This is a genomic window from Nitrospirota bacterium (genome assembly GCA_016214385.1).
Taxonomy (GTDB): domain Bacteria; phylum Nitrospirota; class Thermodesulfovibrionia; order UBA6902; family JACROP01; genus JACROP01.
Genome location: JACROP010000108.1, coordinates 41,690 through 56,847 on the forward strand (window position 1 = coordinate 41,690; position 15,158 = coordinate 56,847).

Sequence of the window (15,158 nt, forward strand, 5' to 3'; positions counted from 1 at the left end):
ATGGCGAGGATACTCATCGCGGATGATAGTGCAACAGACCTGGAAGTTATAAAAGGGGCATTGAAGGATACCCCTCACGAGCTGGTGACAGCAATGGATGGCCTGGAAACAGAGGCAAAGGTCAAAAGCGAGCATATTGATCTTATAATCCTTGACGTGGTAATGCCCAAAAAGAGTGGTTTTCAGATTTGCAGGGACTTAAAAATGGATGAGAAATATAAGAATATTCCAATAATTATGCTTACATCGAAGACGCAGGAGGGTGACAGATTCTGGGGCCTCAAACAGGGTGCAGACGAATATCTGACTAAACCCTTTGAACCAATAGACCTCCTCCTCGCTGTAAAGAAACACCTGAGTAAATGAACGAACAGATACAGCAAGAGACTCCCGAGGAAAGATTACCGAAGAATTACTGTGTTTTCCGTGTGGACAAAAAGGAGTTTACCCTGCTGCTGAGCGAGGTAAAGGAAATAGTTAAGATTCCTGAGATATTTCCCGTGCCTCTGGCCCCTGATTATGTAAGGGGGATTATCCAGTTGAGAGGAAGAATAATCCCTGTTGTGGATCTCTTACAGGTGTACGAGGCATATGATACAGGAGAGGTTAGGTCATCAACTGTAAAGGTGGTAATTGTGGTTGATGCAGGCAGGGGCCTCATAGGGTTTCTCTCAGAAGACCTTCCGAGCCTTGTTGATGAGATGAGCGGGGAAGGGATAGATATCGCTGAGTTTTTTGATGCCCTGAGGGTAAGGGAGACCTGATGCATTTTGATAGTTCAAGACTCGTTGATTTTTTCCTTGCCGAGGCATACGACCATATAAATATCCTCGAAAAGGGTATCTTGCAGCTCGAGGCAAATCCCCGGGATATAGCTCAGATAGAAGAGCTCTTCAGGTCAGCCCATACCATAAAAGGGTCTGCTGCTCTGGTGAAACTCAATGGTATCAGTAATGCAGCTCACAGGATGGAGGATATACTTGAAGGTGTTATGGGGGAAAGGATACCTGTTACACCCCAGTGTATAGAAGTGCTCCTTTACATCCTCGACACAATAAAGGAACTTATCAGGGGTGTCGGCTCGGGCAAAGAAGAGCCCGCGTCTTTAGGAGAGAAAATAGATTACATGATCAAAACCAAGATACAGGAAGTCGAGAAACCCGAAGAAGAGAGACGTGAACTTGGCAGAAGAAAAGAAGACAAGGAGCTTGTTGAGCACAAGTCCGTCAGGGTTGATGTCAGTAGAGTTGAGGAGATGATGAATCTCGTAGGGGAGCTGACGATAATAAAAAACCATTTATTTAAGAACGTCAAGAAAACAGATAAGCTTACAGATGAGGTGTTTGCGACAGGTGTAAGACTTCTAAGGGAGTTAACAAGTTTCTCGGATAGATATGCGTATTCCCTCCCGGAGTCTGTAAAATATACAGACACCCTCCTTTCAGATTTCCAGGAGCTCGAGTTTGACAGATACGATGAGCTCAACCTGTTTTCGAGAAAACTCCAGGAGATTACAAACGATATAAATGAGGCATTAAGGGAACTTGCTGCCACCTATGGAGACCTTGTGGCTTCTTTGAAAAATATAGATAAAGTTGTGGGTTTTCTGAAGGGAGAAGTTTCAGAGGTGAGGATGATTGAGATTGGTAAGCTCTTCCACAGGTTTACCCGTCCTGTGAGAGACATCGCTCTTGAATCTAATAAGAAGGTTGATTTTAATATTTCAGGCGGAGAGACCAAGGTTGACAAGCTGATCTTTGAAAAGCTCTTCGACCCCCTTCTGCACCTTGTCAGAAATGCCATTTATCATGGAATAGAACCTCCGCAGGAAAGGACAGAGGCAGGCAAAAAGGCTGAGGGAGATATTTCCCTTTCAGCGAGGAGGGAAGGTAACAACGTTGTTATCGAGCTAAGAGATGATGGAAGAGGTATAGATACTGAGAAGGTTCGCGAGGTTGCTGTTGAGAGGGGGATGTTCTCAGTTGATTATCCGCAATTAAGAAGACAAGATCTTATAGATATAATATTTACACCTGGCTTTACCACAACGGAGACGACCAATATGGTATCCGGTAGAGGGATTGGACTTAATGTGGTGAGGGAATATATATCTGCCCTCAACGGCCTTATTGAGGTGGATACAGAAAAGGGCGTTGGTACTACTTTCAGGCTGAAAGTACCGCTTTCTCTTATCATTGTTGATGTTGTGAGCTTTATGGCAGGGGGTATGGAATTTGTTGTGCCGGCAAGACTTGTAGAGGAAATCACTTACACAGGGGCGCATATGGACATCAACGAACCTGACTCTTTAAACTTTAGAGGGAGGAGAATCCCTGTTAAACTTCTGACAGATACCCTCGGTTTCAAGGACATTGCAACTGTTGGGAACAAACCTGTTCTTGTTGTGAATCTCGCGGGAAGGCTTGCAGGTATGATAGTTGATGAAATAGTGAGCCATGAGGAGACGGTTATAAAACCCCTCGGGAGGTTTCTTGAAGGCCTCACAATTTACTCAGGCGCCACAATATCAGGCGATGGGAAAGTCAGGGTTGTTATAAATCCCACAAAACTCTTTGAGGAAAAAATTCCAGTCTCTGAGATCGGGGCGGTTACAACTGCAGAGAAGGCTTATCAAGGCAGGAGAGTTCTGATTGTAGATGATTCTCTCAGTGTGAGAAAATATGTGAGCGGCTTCCTCGAGTCAAAGGACTTCAGGGTGTATACTGCCACTAACGGAATAGAAGCCTTAAAATTACTTGGCGAAAATGAGATCGACCTTATAATAACCGACCTTGAAATGCCGGTAATGCATGGTTATGAGCTGATAAACGAGCTAAGAAAGGAAGAGAAATTTCAAAACATTCCGGTGGTAGTCCTGACTTCAAGGGGCAGCGAAAAACACAGGGAAAAAGCTCTTTCACTCGGTGCAAAGGATTATCTGGTAAAACCCTTTGACGAAGATACCCTGATAGAAGTTGTAAGAAGAAACCTGTCTGCCTCCTTCCTCACATAAGATCCTTCGTTGCTTTGCTCCTCAGGATAACTAAAACCAAATGTTAAACGATATATTTGGTTTTAGTTATTTTAGAAGCTTACCTTTCCAGATATCTCTGGTTGTCCGGGTAGTTTAAATGTTCCAACTGCATCGAGGAGCCCTTTTGATGTCGCTGAGAGGCTCTCAGAAATGGACGAAGAGTCTTTTACCATTTTCAACATCTGCATGGATATCCTGTTCACCTCTTCCATTGCAATAACAACTTTAGCGGAAAGTCCCTTCTGATTGGTAGCAGTATCGTATATTTCCGAAATTATGCGACTTGTATTGTTAATAGCGTTTTTAATATCTTCAAATGCATCACCTGTATCTTTTGCTATATTAGTTCCATGCTCCACGAGCCTTGTTTCTTCCTCAAGGGTAGTGGTTACCTCACCTGCAACCAATTGGATGGCATTTATCACTTCACCTATCTGTTTTGTAGCTGATGCTGACCTGTCTGCAAGCTCCCTTATCTGTTCCGCGATAATAACAAATCCCTTGCCCTGTTCTCCGGCCCTTGCGGCTTCGATGGATGCATTCAGGGCGAGAAGGTTTGTCTGAAATGCAACATCACTGATCAGTTTTGATATGGTCTCTATCTCCATTAATCTCTCTGAAAGGTTTTTCATCTTTTTATTGATAGATTGAACTGTTACTCTTATAATCTGTATCCCATCAATACTTTCTGTAACGAGCTTGTCACCCTTTTCTGCAGCCCCTGAAGTTTCTGAAGATATATCCTGGGCAGTCTTTGTCTTTTCAGATATATCGATGATTGAGTTTATTGTTTCATCAACGTTTCCTGTAGCCTTTTTTACTTCTGCCATCTGTGTCTCTGCGCCTTTACCCATCTCTCGTAGCATTAAAAGCATTTTCTGGCTTTCCTGGCCAACTTTAGTAGTGGACATTCTTACATTGTTAAGTAATTCAGACAGTCCTTCGATCATGAGGTTGTATGCGTCAGCAATAGAGCCGAAGAGGTCTGCTGTCACTGGCGCTTTCTGAGAAAGGTCGCCTTCTGAGGCAGAACTGATAATGTTTAACATATATACAAGGCCTTCCTGGGTCTTTTTTCTTTCCGCTCCTGTCTGGGTCTGAGCCCTCAGCGTTTCTATGCTGTTATTTATAGCCGTGGCAAGTGCTCCAAACTCATCCTTAGATCTAACAGTTGCCGTAACGCTGAAGTCTCCTTTACTGAGAGCCCTCGTAGCCCCTATAAGTTCCACAAGTGGTCTGGTAATTTTTCCGGATACGAGGATTGACAGAGGTATTATTATGGAGAAAATTATTGCCATAGCTATAAGAAAGTCCGTAATCTCTGCGTTTAAGGCATCCAGGAGGGTAAATTCCTTTATTCCCAGACGAATTATTCGACCTTTACCTGCAGGCGCTGCAATGTCCAGTATGAGGTTACCTCTGGGGTCTTCCCATTTATTTGTAGATATTCCTTCTGTTGGCGCCTTCAATGTCTCTAAAACCTTTGGCACATCTTTTGGAAAAGTATGGGCTAAAACACTGCCTTTGTCGTCTTGAATAACGCAGTACGCAAAGTCTTTATCCATTGCCAGTGTTTTCTTCACGATTTCGGTTAGAGGCAGTTCAGCACTGCTTGCAAGGGCGGATGTGAGGTTTGAACTGGTGGTTGAGACAACGATAGTCCCTTTTTTAAGGTTTGTCTCTTGTGTATTTTTCTGTATTTTAAGGAGATGATAAGCAAATACTAAGATGCTTGCTAAGGAGATTACTACAATAAAGATTAATAAAATTTTTGATCTCACACCCAACCCTGTTTTAAGTTCTGCCATAATATCCCCCTTTTTTTTTTTTTTTTTTATATACTATCATTTTATTAATATTCACTTTATAAGGTAGTCTAAATTGAGATTCAAGTCAAGTAATTCGTTAGAATTAAAAGACTTTGACCAGAATAATGCTGAGTTTATAAGCAATCGTGATTTATAGATAAGTTTTTTTTATTTGACCAGCAGGCTACCGCTATATTAGGCTTATATGTTTAATTATTTCTTAAAATATTTTATAATAATATCCCAATAACATCAAGATTGAAAAATGCACAGCGAGCGGTCCCGAAGCGTCGGGACTGTAGGAAGCTTCAAGCTTTTAAATAAATCTAATTAGAAAGGAGCGAAGCGATAAGAAATGGGGACAATTGAGTTTCAAAGCAAGAGTTATGAGGTTGATGAGGATGGTTATCTTCAGAATCTGGATGACTGGAGTCCTGAGTTAGCCAATTTTATTGCAGAAAAAGAAGGAATCCAGATGAGCGAGGCACACTGGGAGGTTGTCAATTTCCTCAGGGACTATTACCAGAAATACCAGATTGCTCCAATGATAAAGATCCTTGTCAAAGAAATAGCTAAGGTTATGGGGCCCGAAAAAGGCAACACAAAATACCTTTATGAGCTTTACCCTGGTGGCCCTGCAAAGCAGGCATGTAAGATAGCCGGACTTCCGAAACCAACAGGTTGCGTGTAAGTTTAGTCCTTAGGGAATAAGCAATATCGAGGATCCGTACCGGAGGGAACGAGCACCGGGATTTTATTTTTCTACCGTTACGTTTAACCAAAACTATCAAGGATAGGAAAGGGTATTCCATTCTCATGGTGAAAACTATTGTTAACAGTGAGGCGGTAAGGAGCAGTAGCTTCCTGATATGAAGCTCTCGACCCTCCTGTCAGCAAAGAGATCTGTTATTTTGGAAAAGTGGTTTGCTGAGATACTGGATACTTATCCATCTGCCACCTCAAGTTTTTTAAAGAAGCAAAAGGACCCATTCACTAATCCAGTGGGGCGAAATATCCTCCAGGGGATAGAGGGTCTTTTTGATGAGCTCCTCCATGGGGTGAGGCCTGACAAGGCTTCTCCATTTCTTGATAATATTATCAGAATCAGAGCGATTCAGGATTTTACGCCCTCGCAGGCCATATCCTTTATTTTCTTTCTAAAAAAAGTGATAAGAGAAGAGTTGAAAAATGATCCTGCCCTGAATTCAATTCAGGATAATTCAGGACTCGAAAACGGAATTGCTGAGGAGTTGCTGACACTTGAGGATAAAATAGATGACCTGGCCCTTCTGGCCTTTGATATTTATATGAAATGCCGGGAGAAGATTTATGATCTCAAGGCAAATGAGGTGAAAAATATGACCTTCGGGCTATTGAAACGAGCGAAGCTGATACGTGATTCTGAATTTAATTCAGGACAGAGACAGTAATATCTGAATCTCAAATAAAATTAAAAGAGGGTAAAAATGGGAGCCATATTCTCTTTCTTTGCAGTTATAATACTTGTCCTGCTTGCTTTTATTGGGGTAGGGGCAGCAAATTTACACTTTCTCTTTGGTGTTATTATCCCATACGCAGCTTTTGTAACATTCACCCTTGGGATTATTTATCGTGTCATTAAATGGGCGCGTTCCCCTGTCCCTTTCCGTATACCGACAACAGGTGGGCAGCAGAAATCTCTCCCCTGGATCAAGCAGAATAAACTTGATAATCCCTCCAGCACCCTTGGTGTTGTAGGAAGGATGGCTCTTGAAGTGCTTTTTTTCCGTTCTCTATTCAGAAACACAAAAACAGAATTGCGGGAAGGGCCAAAGCTCGCTCATGGCTCTGACAAGTGGCTCTGGTTAGCAGGCATAGCATTTCACTGGTCTTTTCTAATAATCTTACTCAGACACATCAGACTTTTTGCCGAACCTTCGCCTTTTTATTTGTATGTCCTTGAAAGCCTTGATGGTTTTTTGCAAATTGGCGCACCACGCCTATTTATGACAGGCATAATCCTTTTGCTGGCTGTAACCTATCTCTTCCTCAGAAGGCTATATATTCCTCAAGTCCGTTATATCTCCCTTGCTTCTGATTATTTCCCCCTCTTTTTGATTTTAGGTATAGCTGCAACAGGCATCCTTATGCGGTATTTCTTCAAAGTGAATGTGGTCGGTGTGAAAGAACTGACCATGGGATTGGTTAATTTTAATCCGAAGATTCCGCAGGGAATCGATGTTATATTTTATATCCATCTTTTCCTTATCAGCGTCCTGTTTGCCTACTTCCCATTCAGCAAGCTGGTGCACATGGCTGGAGTCTTCCTCAGTCCTACGAGGAACCTCGCAAATAACAATCGCATAGTTAGACATATTAATCCATGGAATTATCCTGTTAAGGTTCATACATATGAGGAGTACGAGGATGAATTCAGAGGAAAAATGAAACAATCTGGGATACCAGTAGAGAAGGAGTGAGAATATGGCAACGAAGGCAAAACCACCAAAACCAGAAGATCTGTCAAAGATAGACTATAAACCTCCTAAGACAAAGTGGATGGATACGCCTGCTGAATTCAAGCCTGGCATGTATTGCTATGGTACGAGACCTAAATATCTCGAGGCAGTTGACTTTCCAAACCCAAGGGAGTGGTCGTCTTCTGAGGAGGACTGGAAGCTACCTGAAAACTGGAAAGAGATAGTGTTAGAAGGGATTAAAGAACGGCTGAGCAAGTACCGCACCTTTCATATATTTATGGATATCTGTGTGAGGTGTGGTGCCTGTGCTGACAAGTGCCATTTCTTCCTCGGCTCAGGAGACCCAAAGAATATGCCTGTTTTGAGGGCTGAACTTATAAGGTCGGTGTATAGGAAGTATTTTACAGGATCAGGAAAAATTCTGGGTAAGCTTGCTGGCGCAAGAGAACTCACGTATGATGTGCTAAAGGAGTGGTGGTATTATTTCTACCAGTGCACCGAATGTCGGCGCTGCTCTCTTTTCTGCCCGTACGGTATTGATCAGGCTGAAATCACGATAATTGGCAGGGAACTTCTCAATCTACTGGGTCTGAATACAGACTGGATTGCTGGCCCTGTGGCGAATTGTTATAAAAAGGGTAATCACCTCGGCCTTGAGCCACATACACTCAAAAGTAACATAGAATTTATGATAGATGATATAGAAACCATTACAGGGATCAGGATTGAGCCAACCTTTAACAGAAAGGGTGCTGAGATTCTCTTTGTTACGCCTTCCGGAGACCTCTTCGGTGACCCTGGCATTTACACAGCAATGGGCTATCTCATGCTTTTCCATGAACTTGGACTTGACTACACCTGGAGCACATATGCTTCTGAGGGCGGTAATTTCGGCTTTTTCACATCAAATGAGATGGCGAAAAGACTTCATTACAAGATATATGCTGAGGCAAAGCGGTTGAAGGTAAAGTGGATACTTGGAGGAGAATGTGGCCACATGTGGAGGCTTGTTCACCAATACCTGGACACATGGCACGGACCTGCAGATTTTCTTGAGGTACCTGTTTCACCAGTAACCGGCACAAAATTTGAGAATGCAAAATCCGCAAGGATGGTTCACGTTGCTGAATTTGCTGCTGACCTCATCAGGCATGGCAAACTAAAACTTGACCCGAGACGAAACGACCATCTAAAAGTGACCTGGCATGATTCCTGTAACACCGCCAGAGGTATGGGAATTCTTGAAGAGCCCCGATATATCATCAAGAATGTATGCAACTATTTCTATGAGATGCCAGACAATACCATCAGGGAGAGAACCCTCTGCTGTGGTAGTGGTTCAGGCTTAAATGCAGGAGAAAATATGGAATTAAGGATGAGGGGAGGATTCCCCAGAGCAAATGCTGTGAAGTATGTTCGTGAAAGATACGGGGTGAATATACTGGCGAATATGTGTGCCATTGATAGGGCTGCCCTTCCACCGCTGATGGATTACTGGGTTCCTGGTGTGCGTGTGGCGGGCCTTCACGAGCTGGTGGGGAATGCATTGGTAATGAAGGGAGAAAAAGAGAGGACAACCGACTTACGCCTTGAACCCCTTCCAGGGAAGGAGGCAAAGGAAGATGTATAATGGCGGAAAGATTATCATTGGACTTATTATCTTTTTAGCCTTTGTAGCATTTCCTTTATACTACAATATTGGGAAGGTTAGTGTTAAACCAGAACCAAAGCTTGATACCTCTGTCATCCAGCAATTGAAGGAAAAGAAGTGTGTTGAGCCAAAAGCCTATATGAAGGCTGAGCACATGAAGTTGTTGAATGAATGGAGAGATTCAGCTGTGCGGGATGGCAATAGGCTCTATATTAACAGTGAAGGGAAGCAGTTCACAATAAGCCTCCAGAATACATGCATGAAATGCCATTCAAATAAGAAGAAATTTTGTGATGAATGCCATAATTACGCAGCAGTAAAACCTTACTGCTGGGATTGCCATATTGCGCCAAAGGAGAAGGAGATATGAGCATCAGTAGAAGAGAATTCCTAAAGATAGCAGGAGCCTCTGCCATTTTCGGATTAGGTGGGATGGCGATAATAAATGAAATCACAGATGATATAGAGGCATCGCAATTCTCCCCAGGGCCCGATGCCTTAATAGCCAAAAGGTGGGCCATGGTCGTTGATATGAGGAAATTTAAAACAGAAGAGGATTACAGAAAGATTATAGAGGCTTGCCACAGCATCCACAATGTTCCTGATTTTGGCAATCCAAAGGATGAGATTAAATGGATCTGGACTGACACCTTTGAGCATGCCTTCCCCGGGCAGGAACATGAATATATGGAGGAGAAATTAAAGCGAATGCCCTTTGTTCTATTATGCAACCACTGTGATAATCCACCTTGTGTAAGGGTATGTCCTACAAAAGCTACATTCAAGAGAAAAGACGGAATCGTTATGATGGATCAGCACCGCTGTATCGGATGCAGATTCTGCATGGCTGCCTGCCCCTTTGGAGCGAGAAGTTTCAACTGGAGAGACCCCAGGGGTAAAGATGATAAAGGACGGCCTTTTATCAAGGAGGAGAATAAGGAATATCCAACAAGGACAAAAGGTGTTGTGGAAAAATGCACCTTATGCTTTGAGAGACTTGCCAAAGGTCTTAAACCAGCATGTGTGGAGGCATCCAATGGAGCATTGATTTTTGGAGACTTAAAGGAACCTAACTCAGAGGTTAGGAAGGTGCTCAGCACAAATTATACTATAAGACGTAAAGCCGAACTTGGGACAATGCCCAGTGTTTTCTACATAATAGGATAGGAGGTAGCAATAATGCTTGAAAAGGCGCTAACTGGAAGTCGAAGATACTGGATCTGGATATTCGCTCTACTTGCGATAACAGGGATAGGTTTTATTTTCTACCTTAAGCAGCTTAGTTATGGTTTGGGGATAACAGGCATGAGCAGAGATGTTTCATGGGGTTTATATATAGGCCAGTTTACCTTCCTTGTGGGTGTTGCAGCCTCGGCAGTTATGGTGGTCCTGCCTTATTATCTGCATAACTATAAAGTTTTTGGGAAGATAACAATATTAGGAGAGTTTCTGGCTGTCCCCTCTGTGGTTATGTGCATGTTATTTATCTTTGCGGATATGGGCCAGCCAATGAGGTTTATGAACATATTCTTGCATCCCACACCTAATTCGGTCATGTTCTGGGATGCGATGGTCCTGGGTGGTTATCTTCTGCTTAATATCGTGGTCGGTTGGGCTGTTTTGGGTGCAGAGCGTAAAGATGTACCACCGCCAAATTGGGTAAAACCTTTCATATATCTATCAATCGCATGGGCCCCCAGCATTCACATAGTGACGGCCTTCCTGTACTCTGGCCTTCCCGGAAGGGATTTCTGGCTAACAGCAATCATGGCAGTCCGTTTTCTTGCCTCAGCGTTTGCTTCCGGGCCATCCCTCATTATCATCCTATGTCTGATTGTAAGAAGGTTCACGAAATTCGATCCTGGCAGAGAGGCTATTCAAGCCCTGGGAAAGATCGTTACTTATACCATGATTCTAAATGTACTCTTCCTTGGATTTGAATTCTTCACTGCCTTCTACAGCCGAATACCGGGGCACATGCATACTTTCGAATACCTATACTATGGTATAGAAGGGTATGGAAGGCTTATTCCCTTGATGTGGACATCAGCTATCCTTGCAGTCTTCTCTCTTATTCTTTTGATTAACCCCGCAACACGCAGAAATGAGAAAACCCTGGCAATGGCTTCTGCAGCAGTGTTCATGTCTTTATGGATCGAAAAGGGATTTGGTCTGGTTGTGGGCGGATTCATCCCCAATCCTTTTGAAAAAATAACAGAGTATTGGCCAACGATGCCTGAAACAGTAATCACTATTGGGGTCTGGGCAATTGGGTTTCTGATACTAACTGTTCTTTACAAGATAGCTGTCTCAGTTAGAGAAGAGACAGTGGGCATCGAAGTTGATCGCTAAATTGATTTTTAAGGTTAAGTTTTTTAGAATAAAAAAATTCAGGAGGTGATTTCATTGTACATGGTAGTGGTAGACGCAGCAAAATGTGAGGGCTGTGAGGAGTGCGTGAATGTATGCCCACAGGGCGTATTCCAGATGAAAGATGTGAAATCAGACCCTTACCAGACTGCTGAGTGTGTTTTCTGCGAGAGCTGTACAGGTGTGTGTCCTACAGATGCAATAGCTATAACAGAGATGTAGGAGTAAAAAAGTTAAGAGTTAAGAGTTAAAAGTAAGGAGAGAACCCCTGTTTGGCAACTAATTGATAGTCGTAATAATAATGTCCTATTTACTGATAGTGCTGTCATTCCCCGACTTAAAATCTGGATTCCCGATTAAGACCTTCGGGAATGACAAAAAAGCGGACATTATTTATGCGTAAGTCAATAATTGAGGGAAGAATTAAAATTAAATTTACAGGAGGATAAAGACTGTGTGGATTGTTGTAGTTGATAAAGAAAAATGTGATGGCAAAGGGGAATGTGTTGATGTTTGCCCTTCAGGTGTTCTAAAGATAACTGATGGGAAGGCTGATCCATTTAATGTTGATGAGTGTGTAGGCTGTATGAGCTGTGTAGAAGTCTGTCCCACCGGTGCTATCACAGTTACCGAGGCATAGAGATTAATAAAAAAGGGCAGCCGGATAGTCTGCCCTTTTTTTATTGTGGTTTTCTTTACGACTTAAGGATATAAAGCTCCCAGTAACCTTTATCTTCGAGCTTAACAGTCTCCAGGCTATAGCCCTGTTTTTCGCAGAACCGTGGTATTGTGTCCTCTACAGATGCTGGCGCATCAGCTAATACCTTTAAGACCTGCCCTGAACCGAGTTTCTCCATAGCCTTTTTAACCATCACAAGGGGATAAGGGCAAACCCTTCCTAAAACATCGAGTTCCTGGGCCGGTGTTATTGATTTAATATCTGTCATTTTACATCCTCCTTTTTAAAAACAGAGTAAGTGTTTTGAAGTTTCCATTTCTTTCATAATCTCAACAAAGGGCGCTACGTTTATGCTCGACTCTGCCCCCATATCGGCAGCATCAGCTAACCTGTCATGGGAGATGCCAAGTCTCTCAAGGTCTTCCTTACACACAATCACCTTTATATCAAGGAGCAGGGAGTTTTTAACATGGGTTTCCGTGCTCGTTGTATCATATGTCTGTATAGATTTCTGGTCCTTGAGACAGTTTAAGACACCGTCTCCGACAAAGGCCAGAACTGGGGTTACTGTCTCTCCCTCCTCAAGGAACAAATCCACGGTCTGATATGATATGGCGTGGGTTATAGCGAGTCTTGGGTTCTCACTTTTATACGGGGGTCTTTGAACTAAAAATAATAATTTTGTATCGGCCATTATTCACCTCCTATATGCAGAACTCTGTCACTATTGGCAATCTTTGCTAAATACCAGTGCATGGCGTCCCACCGAATGCCCTCGATAGTATCTTCCTTATGAATTCCTCTCGCCAGGGTGCATGCCTCACAGGTAGTTATCTCCACCCCTTTTGACAGAAGCTCCCTGATTGATTTTTCAAGATGAGAGTAATCTTTGAAGGCTTTCTGCCCTTTTTTTGCAAGCATTGTGGCGTTTCCGGACAGCCAGATATTTACTTTATGACCCTTATTTACTGCAGCAGTTGACAATTTTGCAACAAAATCAAGGCTCATGGAGCCAACAAGAGATGAAAAAGTGCCTATGGTTAATGTAGCCATTTTATCCCTCCTAAAGCCAGGCTAATTGTTCGTAATCGTTCATAATTAAATCAACCAGTCCATCATAGGTTATGACCTTTATTTTTTTATCAACCAGGTTATTCTCTGAAAGCCCTCTCGTCTGAAGGTCCTCCAGAAGGGCGTAATAATTGGCCCCTTGAATCTTCAGGACAGGACTAATTTCACCGTTAAACTTCAGCGTAGCATGATAGATGCCGTTGCTGACGAGGAAGATGCCGAATTTTTCGGCCTTAAGCCGCTCAATAGTGTTTTCGGTTCTTCTGAGGTCGCTGAGAAAGACTCCAAGCTTCATTTTTTTCACCTCCATGGGAATATTATTGATGAACAGCACATAAGTTTATACACTCATGCCATGTTTTGTCAAGGAAACCAAGGCATAATAAGAGAAATTGACACCACTTCCCCTCTGTTGTTTTTGTAAATTAAGAGTTAATATAGTTAACAGCCGATGGTCAGAAGTTAGGCAGGGAGGCAGAATGATTATGTCTTATTCAGGGAAGTTAAAGAGGTCTTTTAAAAAAATCTTATTGTTGACATTCATTGCTGTTATTGCCGCACTTGCTTTTTATCTATTGAGCCTGCCAGATGTATCAAAATTAAAAAAGGAAAACCCCGGCAAGACCTCTTTTATGCAATACAGGGAAAAGGAATGGAGGAAAGAAGGCAGGAAATACAGGATAAACCAGATATGGGCGCCGCTATCGAATATCTCCCCGTATCTTATAAAGGCAGTGCTTATTGGAGAGGATGACAAGTTCTGGAGACATGAGGGTTTTGATTACGAGGCAATCCAGAAAGCCCTTGAAAAGGATTTAAAAAAGAAGCGCTTAGCCTTTGGCGGAAGCACCATAAGCCAGCAGCTCGCAAAAAACCTTTATCTTTTACCTTCTAAAAACCTGTTCAGGAAAATCAAAGAGGCACTAATTACATGGAAGATTGAAAGGTCTCTCTCTAAAAGCCGTATACTCGAGCTGTATTTAAATGTGGTCGAATGGGGAGATGGAGGGATCTTTGGCATTGAGGCGGCATCGAGGCATTATTATGGGAAGCCTGCCTCTGAGCTCAGTCCAGTAGAGGCATCGAGGCTTGCAGCGGTTCTTCCAAACCCGAGGAGGTTTAGTCCACTCGGAGACTCCAGATATGTTGTCAGCCGTTCGAGGCTTATATACAGCATAATGGTCAGACGGGGGATAGTGGAGCCTGGGTATGAAGAACTCACAGATAGAGTAAAAGAAGATGCGATTCAACCACCATATGAATTGCCTGTAAGCCCGCTTACTATCCCCTAGTGTTGTGTTTCTCAAATAATATGTTTATAGTCTGTCATTCCCGTGAAAACGGGAATCCAGTAATTTCAATAGGTTCTGGATTCCTGCTTCCGCAGGAATGACGAAAAAAGGGCTTTTATAAACACATACTATTTATGAAACGCAACACTAGGAATGATGAACCTGAAGGATCACATTTCAGCAGGTGTTACAACCGCCATAACCACAAGCCTCTCGTCAGTTGCCCTGAAACCATGTGGAACCATCGGGTCACAGAGGATGCATGTCTTCTCAGTAGCCTCTATTTCTTCATCGCCTACTGTGAAGATGCCTTTACCCTCAACGCAGTACATCAGAAGCCTCATTGGTGCCTTATGGGGCTCGAGCTTCTGTCCGGGTTCAAGGCACATAAGGGCAATCCTCATCTCAGGCTTATCAGAAAGCATCTCCCTCGATATCCTGTCAGGGTAAAATTTTATTAGCTTTTTGAGGTCAAGTGTTTCCATATCATCTCCTTTCTATTCTTCTACTAAACTTATTGCCTCCACACGGCATACATCAACTGCCTCCTGGCAGTTGCAGGTATTGCATTTCTCATGCCCTATAACCCATGCCTTATCATCTCTCATCTCAAAGATCTCAGGGCATATCTCAGGACAAGACCCGCAACCTATACATGTGTCCCAGTCAACTACAGGTTTTAACATATGACCTCCTTTCATTTGTCACCTTTCATTGAACATAATGCCTTCAACTTTCTTATTACAATTCAGTACAGGCATTATACACCTGTTCCCCACTGAAAAATTAAAGAG

General features: G+C 42.8%; 20 protein-coding genes. 13 read left to right on the top strand and 7 right to left on the bottom strand.

What is annotated here, in order from left to right; translation table 11 throughout:
- Genes HZC12_06975 through HZC12_06985 form a run of 3 tightly spaced genes read left to right on the top strand, consistent with a single transcriptional unit; the run spans position 1 to position 3,013 of the window.
- Positions 1-366: a response regulator gene (locus HZC12_06975; protein MBI5026455.1), complete on the top strand. Its 366-nt coding sequence runs from the start codon at positions 1-3 to the stop codon at positions 364-366.
- Positions 363-764 (top strand): chemotaxis protein CheW, encoded by a 402-nt coding sequence (locus tag HZC12_06980; GenBank protein ID MBI5026456.1) that lies wholly within the window; start codon positions 363-365, stop codon positions 762-764. The genes HZC12_06975 and HZC12_06980 overlap by 4 nt, the downstream gene beginning before the upstream one ends.
- Positions 764-3,013, top strand: a complete 2,250-nt coding sequence (locus HZC12_06985) for a hybrid sensor histidine kinase/response regulator (GenBank protein MBI5026457.1) — start codon at positions 764-766, stop codon at positions 3,011-3,013. The genes HZC12_06980 and HZC12_06985 overlap by 1 nt, the downstream gene beginning before the upstream one ends.
- A gap of 71 nt (positions 3,014-3,084) precedes the next feature.
- Here HZC12_06985 and HZC12_06990 read toward each other — a convergent pair whose 3' ends face one another.
- On the bottom strand, positions 3,085-4,842 hold the full coding sequence (locus HZC12_06990; protein MBI5026458.1) for a HAMP domain-containing protein: 1,758 nt from the start codon (positions 4,840-4,842) through the stop codon (positions 3,085-3,087).
- A gap of 355 nt (positions 4,843-5,197) precedes the next feature.
- On the opposite strand from HZC12_06990, the gene HZC12_06995 reads away from it, so the two are divergent.
- From HZC12_06995 to HZC12_07035, 9 genes are all read left to right on the top strand, one after another.
- A complete protein-coding gene (locus HZC12_06995) occupies positions 5,198-5,533 on the top strand; it encodes a TusE/DsrC/DsvC family sulfur relay protein (GenBank protein MBI5026459.1) in 336 nt (111 codons plus the stop codon).
- A gap of 178 nt (positions 5,534-5,711) precedes the next feature.
- Entirely contained in the window at positions 5,712-6,272 is a 561-nt protein-coding gene (locus tag HZC12_07000; protein MBI5026460.1) for an RsbRD N-terminal domain-containing protein, read from the top strand.
- Positions 6,273-6,308: 36 nt separating this feature from the next.
- A complete protein-coding gene (gene dsrM, locus HZC12_07005; GenBank protein ID MBI5026461.1) occupies positions 6,309-7,301 on the top strand; it encodes a sulfate reduction electron transfer complex DsrMKJOP subunit DsrM in 993 nt (330 codons plus the stop codon).
- A 4-nt stretch (positions 7,302-7,305) separates the two neighbouring features.
- The gene (locus HZC12_07010; GenBank protein MBI5026462.1) at positions 7,306-8,931 is read left to right on the top strand and encodes a (Fe-S)-binding protein; all 1,626 of its coding nucleotides are present in this window, start codon (positions 7,306-7,308) and stop codon (positions 8,929-8,931) included.
- Complete coding sequence (gene dsrJ, locus HZC12_07015; GenBank protein ID MBI5026463.1) at positions 8,924-9,322, top strand: sulfate reduction electron transfer complex DsrMKJOP subunit DsrJ; 399 nt, start codon at positions 8,924-8,926, stop codon at positions 9,320-9,322. Before HZC12_07010 ends, dsrJ begins: the two co-directional genes overlap by 8 nt.
- Positions 9,319-10,119: a 4Fe-4S dicluster domain-containing protein gene (locus HZC12_07020; GenBank protein ID MBI5026464.1), complete on the top strand. Its 801-nt coding sequence runs from the start codon at positions 9,319-9,321 to the stop codon at positions 10,117-10,119. Before dsrJ ends, HZC12_07020 begins: the two co-directional genes overlap by 4 nt.
- A 12-nt stretch (positions 10,120-10,131) precedes the next feature.
- The gene (gene nrfD, locus HZC12_07025) at positions 10,132-11,304 is read left to right on the top strand and encodes a polysulfide reductase NrfD (GenBank protein MBI5026465.1); all 1,173 of its coding nucleotides are present in this window, start codon (positions 10,132-10,134) and stop codon (positions 11,302-11,304) included.
- Positions 11,305-11,364: 60 nt separating this feature from the next.
- Positions 11,365-11,544 (top strand): 4Fe-4S binding protein, encoded by a 180-nt coding sequence (locus HZC12_07030; protein MBI5026466.1) that lies wholly within the window; start codon positions 11,365-11,367, stop codon positions 11,542-11,544.
- A gap of 232 nt (positions 11,545-11,776) precedes the next feature.
- Positions 11,777-11,962 carry a 4Fe-4S binding protein gene (locus HZC12_07035; GenBank protein ID MBI5026467.1) on the top strand — a complete coding sequence of 62 codons (186 nt, stop codon included), beginning with the start codon at positions 11,777-11,779 and terminating at the stop codon, positions 11,960-11,962.
- 55 nt (positions 11,963-12,017) lie between these two features.
- Here the strand turns inward: HZC12_07035 and HZC12_07040 are convergent, their stop codons facing one another.
- Genes HZC12_07040 through HZC12_07055 form a run of 4 tightly spaced genes read right to left on the bottom strand, consistent with a single transcriptional unit; the run spans position 12,018 to position 13,367 of the window.
- Positions 12,018-12,269: a sulfurtransferase TusA family protein gene (locus HZC12_07040; protein ID MBI5026468.1), complete on the bottom strand. Its 252-nt coding sequence runs from the start codon at positions 12,267-12,269 to the stop codon at positions 12,018-12,020.
- A gap of 15 nt (positions 12,270-12,284) precedes the next feature.
- Positions 12,285-12,695 (bottom strand): DsrE family protein, encoded by a 411-nt coding sequence (locus HZC12_07045; GenBank protein ID MBI5026469.1) that lies wholly within the window; start codon positions 12,693-12,695, stop codon positions 12,285-12,287.
- Positions 12,695-13,054 (bottom strand): DsrE family protein, encoded by a 360-nt coding sequence (locus tag HZC12_07050; protein ID MBI5026470.1) that lies wholly within the window; start codon positions 13,052-13,054, stop codon positions 12,695-12,697. Before HZC12_07050 ends, HZC12_07045 begins: the two co-directional genes overlap by 1 nt.
- Before the next feature lie 10 nt (positions 13,055-13,064).
- Complete coding sequence (locus HZC12_07055) at positions 13,065-13,367, bottom strand: hypothetical protein (protein ID MBI5026471.1); 303 nt, start codon at positions 13,365-13,367, stop codon at positions 13,065-13,067.
- A gap of 190 nt (positions 13,368-13,557) precedes the next feature.
- Here HZC12_07055 and mtgA point away from each other — a divergent pair, with 190 nt between their 5' ends.
- Positions 13,558-14,364 carry a monofunctional biosynthetic peptidoglycan transglycosylase gene (gene mtgA, locus HZC12_07060; protein ID MBI5026472.1) on the top strand — a complete coding sequence of 269 codons (807 nt, stop codon included), beginning with the start codon at positions 13,558-13,560 and terminating at the stop codon, positions 14,362-14,364.
- A gap of 170 nt (positions 14,365-14,534) precedes the next feature.
- Here mtgA and HZC12_07065 read toward each other — a convergent pair whose 3' ends face one another.
- Positions 14,535-14,849 carry a cupin domain-containing protein gene (locus HZC12_07065; protein ID MBI5026473.1) on the bottom strand — a complete coding sequence of 105 codons (315 nt, stop codon included), beginning with the start codon at positions 14,847-14,849 and terminating at the stop codon, positions 14,535-14,537.
- A 12-nt stretch (positions 14,850-14,861) separates the two neighbouring features.
- Positions 14,862-15,050 (bottom strand): ferredoxin, encoded by a 189-nt coding sequence (locus HZC12_07070; GenBank protein MBI5026474.1) that lies wholly within the window; start codon positions 15,048-15,050, stop codon positions 14,862-14,864.
- Between the last annotated feature and the right edge of the window lie 108 nt (positions 15,051-15,158).

What these genes read in the sequence shown, in the direction of transcription:
- HZC12_06985 (MBI5026457.1), top strand. Translation starts at nt 764, where the DNA reads ATGCATTTTGATAGTTCAAGACTCGTTGATTTTTTCCTTGCCGAGGCA.
- HZC12_07000 (MBI5026460.1), top strand. Translation starts at nt 5,712, where the DNA reads ATGAAGCTCTCGACCCTCCTGTCAGCAAAGAGATCTGTTATTTTGGAA.
- HZC12_06995 (MBI5026459.1), top strand. Translation starts at nt 5,198, where the DNA reads ATGGGGACAATTGAGTTTCAAAGCAAGAGTTATGAGGTTGATGAGGAT.
- mtgA (MBI5026472.1), top strand. Translation starts at nt 13,558, where the DNA reads ATGTCTTATTCAGGGAAGTTAAAGAGGTCTTTTAAAAAAATCTTATTG.
- dsrJ (MBI5026463.1), top strand. Translation starts at nt 8,924, where the DNA reads ATGTATAATGGCGGAAAGATTATCATTGGACTTATTATCTTTTTAGCC.
- HZC12_07045 (MBI5026469.1), bottom strand. Translation starts at nt 12,695, where the DNA reads ATGGCCGATACAAAATTATTATTTTTAGTTCAAAGACCCCCGTATAAA.
- HZC12_07055 (MBI5026471.1), bottom strand. Translation starts at nt 13,367, where the DNA reads ATGAAGCTTGGAGTCTTTCTCAGCGACCTCAGAAGAACCGAAAACACT.
- HZC12_07065 (MBI5026473.1), bottom strand. Translation starts at nt 14,849, where the DNA reads ATGGAAACACTTGACCTCAAAAAGCTAATAAAATTTTACCCTGACAGG.
- HZC12_06975 (MBI5026455.1), top strand. Translation starts at nt 1, where the DNA reads ATGGCGAGGATACTCATCGCGGATGATAGTGCAACAGACCTGGAAGTT.
- HZC12_07010 (MBI5026462.1), top strand. Translation starts at nt 7,306, where the DNA reads ATGGCAACGAAGGCAAAACCACCAAAACCAGAAGATCTGTCAAAGATA.
- HZC12_07020 (MBI5026464.1), top strand. Translation starts at nt 9,319, where the DNA reads ATGAGCATCAGTAGAAGAGAATTCCTAAAGATAGCAGGAGCCTCTGCC.
- nrfD (MBI5026465.1), top strand. Translation starts at nt 10,132, where the DNA reads ATGCTTGAAAAGGCGCTAACTGGAAGTCGAAGATACTGGATCTGGATA.
- HZC12_07040 (MBI5026468.1), bottom strand. Translation starts at nt 12,269, where the DNA reads ATGACAGATATTAAATCAATAACACCGGCCCAGGAACTCGATGTTTTA.
- HZC12_06980 (MBI5026456.1), top strand. Translation starts at nt 363, where the DNA reads ATGAACGAACAGATACAGCAAGAGACTCCCGAGGAAAGATTACCGAAG.
- HZC12_07030 (MBI5026466.1), top strand. Translation starts at nt 11,365, where the DNA reads ATGGTAGTGGTAGACGCAGCAAAATGTGAGGGCTGTGAGGAGTGCGTG.
- HZC12_07070 (MBI5026474.1), bottom strand. Translation starts at nt 15,050, where the DNA reads ATGTTAAAACCTGTAGTTGACTGGGACACATGTATAGGTTGCGGGTCT.
- HZC12_06990 (MBI5026458.1), bottom strand. Translation starts at nt 4,842, where the DNA reads ATGGCAGAACTTAAAACAGGGTTGGGTGTGAGATCAAAAATTTTATTA.
- HZC12_07050 (MBI5026470.1), bottom strand. Translation starts at nt 13,054, where the DNA reads ATGGCTACATTAACCATAGGCACTTTTTCATCTCTTGTTGGCTCCATG.
- dsrM (MBI5026461.1), top strand. Translation starts at nt 6,309, where the DNA reads ATGGGAGCCATATTCTCTTTCTTTGCAGTTATAATACTTGTCCTGCTT.